General features: G+C 43.0%; 2 protein-coding genes and 2 pseudogenes. 1 reads left to right on the top strand and 3 read right to left on the bottom strand.

All coding sequences use genetic code 11. The features are described 5' to 3' along the window. Window positions 1–370 (top strand): annotated as a pseudogene (locus ACIFQM_RS20970) (recombinase family protein); the annotation flags it as partial. Between the two features lie 28 nt (window positions 371–398). Here ACIFQM_RS20970 and ACIFQM_RS20965 read toward each other — a convergent pair. From ACIFQM_RS20965 to ACIFQM_RS20955, 3 genes and pseudogenes are all read right to left on the bottom strand, one after another. Further along, window positions 399–683: a hypothetical protein gene (locus tag ACIFQM_RS20965; protein ID WP_430066075.1), complete on the bottom strand. Its 285-nt coding sequence runs from the start codon at window positions 681–683 to the stop codon at window positions 399–401. Between the two features lie 264 nt (window positions 684–947). Then, complete coding sequence (locus ACIFQM_RS20960; RefSeq protein WP_430047851.1) at window positions 948–1,361, bottom strand: hypothetical protein; 414 nt, start codon at window positions 1,359–1,361, stop codon at window positions 948–950. Between the two features lie 18 nt (window positions 1,362–1,379). Beyond that, window positions 1,380–3,212 (bottom strand): annotated as a pseudogene (locus tag ACIFQM_RS20955) (hypothetical protein); the annotation flags it as partial.

The following is a 3,212-nucleotide window of genomic DNA, read 5'->3' as shown; positions in this document are numbered from 1 at the left end:
GCAAGAACCGCTATTGGACATCGAAGGACAGATGCAACAATTGAAATCCGACCTGAAGGAATTAGTGAATCTTAAGCTACGGAATCAGATTGATGAGATTGTATATGATGAAGAAACGAACAGACTTTCCAATGAACTCAACGAGCTACGACAACAGAAGCTGACACTGGAGCAGGAGCATGAGCAGCAAGCGAAAGTTAAGGAACGTGTCGATGAAATCATACAAATTTTAAACTCGCGGCAAGATATACTGGAACAATTTGATGATAACCTATTTAATGCGTTGGTGGAGAAGATAACCATTCTCTCACCAGCGCATTTTGTTTTTACCTTGAAAAGTGGAATGGACATAGACGAAATACTGGACTAACGAAACCATAGGCTGAAACGATCAAAAGCTAACGAGTAACTGTGGTTTGTACGACGGGAAGAATTAATCGAATCCCGTCTTTTACTCCTTCCATATAGATGGATTGTTTGTCCTGACTTAGCTGATAGCCTATGGCTTCTTCCCATTCAGATAGTAGATGCTGAATATCCTCAGTTTGATTGGTTTTGAATTGATCCATTTGAGTGAATAGATTGTTGTCCTCTGATGAACATGAAGCTTGTTCACTGGCAAGTTCTAATTGATAAAAACGTTGGCGTAATGCTTCTTTAAACCAATCTGGCCAATCTGACATAACACATTTCCCTCCCGTTGTTTGAGTGTGTGTATGTTAACTCTGATGGGGAGGGATGGCAAGTCATTTTGTTTTGTGAAGGAAGTGGCTTGCTATGTTATGTAGTTACTGATTTGACATGCAAAAAGCTTACCCCTACTCATTGGATCAAGTTGGAATAAGCCTTGAAAGTTTATCAAGCGTATTTGTCAAGTTGTTTTGTGTTTTGCTTGTTGTATTGTACGAACTGATTGCAAACCTATTAAATTAATTCTGCTAGCAACTTTAGTCTTGATCATCTAATTTGGCGACATTTACAATCTCTCTCATGAAAGATGTTACAGCATGACAATTTTCCAGATCATCCTCATCCAACATCGACCAATAATAAATAGTATTCTTATGAATACTAATATCTTGAAGAAGATGATATCTGATAAAACTAGCCCAATTCTCCTCAACCTTTCCTTCTACTACGGCATCATTGAATGATGAAATAATAATAATCATTAAAGCAAATTTTTCTTCTTTGTTTAATTCGATATTTTCATAGGCGTATAAGAATTCGGTTATTCTTGAAGAATCCGACACTTCATACTCCCAATCTTGTGAAAACTCATCAGGAGCAGGTAATTTGATTTTCTTTACAAGACCTTCAATAGCACTTTTAGTAACATACTCTGGGTATATATTCTCCATGGTTATTTCTCCTTTTTATTATTTTCCTATTCCTGAAGGATGAGCGCTGCTATATGGAAAAGCAGATCTAATTCCACCATCCTCTTTTACTATAACTCTAGCCATATCCGGTTTTATTTCAGACCCATCTGGCAAGTATCCTCTCGATTTAATAGTGGATGGTAGTGGAACTTCATGAACACCGGGGCCCTTTTTTGCTACCTCTGCAAGAAAGTCCGCTGCACTATTCTCGTCAATCCATTGGCTGATTTGGTGACCCTTTCCTCTTGCCCTATCAATAAGCTGATTGGTTTTTTTCTTTGCACCATGCTCAGAAAAAGTATGCCCATACGTTGGTGTACTTTTAGGATTTCCCCATTTGAAATTATTGGCAGCTTGTTCCGTCCCTTTAGTTTCAGGAAGCTTCTCGTTTAGTTTGCTTGGTTTCTGCGAGGCAGGTGTTCCTTCGCTCTTGCCTGACTTTGCGCCAGCAGGTTTAGAGGGCGTTGAACTATTTGGGCCCTCGCTTTTAGACATTCGATACAGATCCTTAGCACTTTGCACACTATTGGATGCTCCGGTATACGTTACCCCTGCCCCATGTGCTCCCAAAAGGGCAGATTGTACTATAATACCCACGCCTACAGGTGCTGCTACTCCTGTGCTCGTTACCAAACCACCAAAGAATCCTTCCACCACTGCACCCGTCATTTCTACGGCTCCGGCTACAGTTGTCAAGGAATGTCCGATCACTTCACCTGTTTTACGCGCCATCGGATGATCTGAGGAGTATTTCTTATTCATTATTCCAAACGAGTAATCTTCTACAACTGCGGCTGCTGCTCCTAATACAACTTCTCCACTCACATCTACAGTATACTCCAACTCGTTCGCCATCTGCTTCGCCATAATGGCTTCGTTTTCCGCATTTTGGAGCTGGCCTGCCGCCATAAGATCCCACCATGACTGAGATTCCTCTTCTTGCTTTGGCTTTGCTTGTTGAGCCATGTAGCTGTCGTAATTTGCTCTCCAGCGTTGTCTCAGATTTGTAGGAATCTGCTGATACGCATGAGCCATAGCATTCGACTCTTTCAGCAGGTTCTGAATCAGTTCCAGTGGGCCTCCAGAATTCGCTATATGACGCGCACTCGTATATGCTTTTCCTAAAATCCACTTGCTATAGTAGGCTTGTTTGGCTCGCTCATGCTCATACTCACTAATCAACCCCTGCATCGCTAAACCAGCCAAGTGTTTTAACGGATGTAAACCGCTACCCTCACTGCCTCCAACCGTTGGCGTTCCTTTACTACGAATAGGGATGGCTCCAGTTGCTTGTAACACCGTTGCCGCCACTTTACCTGCTGGCCCACCCACCGTATTCAACATCACACTGGCTACGTTCCCTACTGCTGGAATGGAGCCTAACAGTTTGGATATCGTCCCCATCAAGGCATTCGCCTGTTGAAGTGCTGCTGGAGTCGTAATTTTTGCTTTAGGGGTAGGGGCTTGGCTGCTAGATGAATCCTTTGCTGCTGATTGGGCTGCTTCATAAGCTTTTATACTCATTAATGGTGGTTCAGGTACAGGAGGGAGGTCAGCCACGAAAACGGGTGCTTTCACCGTACCTTCCTGATAAATCACTGGGGCTTTGGTATCCGTCTCGCCATCCAGCACCATGCTACTTTCTCCACCTTTTAGATGAAGGGCTGTTCCAGCTTCCAGCGATAGTTCCTCACCTGCATCGAGCTTCACATGACCACCCTGAATCTGTACATCCCCCGGACTGTTGATGGTGATGCCACCATCTTCATTTAGTGTAATTGAAAATCCATCCGAGGTGGACAGGGTCAATTCATGCTCAGACATTTCTAC

Origin of the sequence: Paenibacillus sp. NRS-1782 (assembly GCF_050467685.1) — a bacterium.
In the GTDB taxonomy this organism is placed as follows: Bacteria; Bacillota; Bacilli; order Paenibacillales; family Paenibacillaceae; genus Paenibacillus; species Paenibacillus terrae_A.
Note: the sequence above shows the minus strand (reverse complement) of the source record. Positions and strands in the feature narration are given on the sequence as shown.

Excerpts from the sequence above, each read along its gene's own strand:
- ACIFQM_RS20965 (WP_430066075.1), bottom strand. The coding sequence starts at position 683 with ATGTCAGATTGGCCAGATTGGTTTAAAGAAGCATTACGCCAACGTTTT.
- ACIFQM_RS20960 (WP_430047851.1), bottom strand. The coding sequence starts at position 1,361 with ATGGAGAATATATACCCAGAGTATGTTACTAAAAGTGCTATTGAAGGT.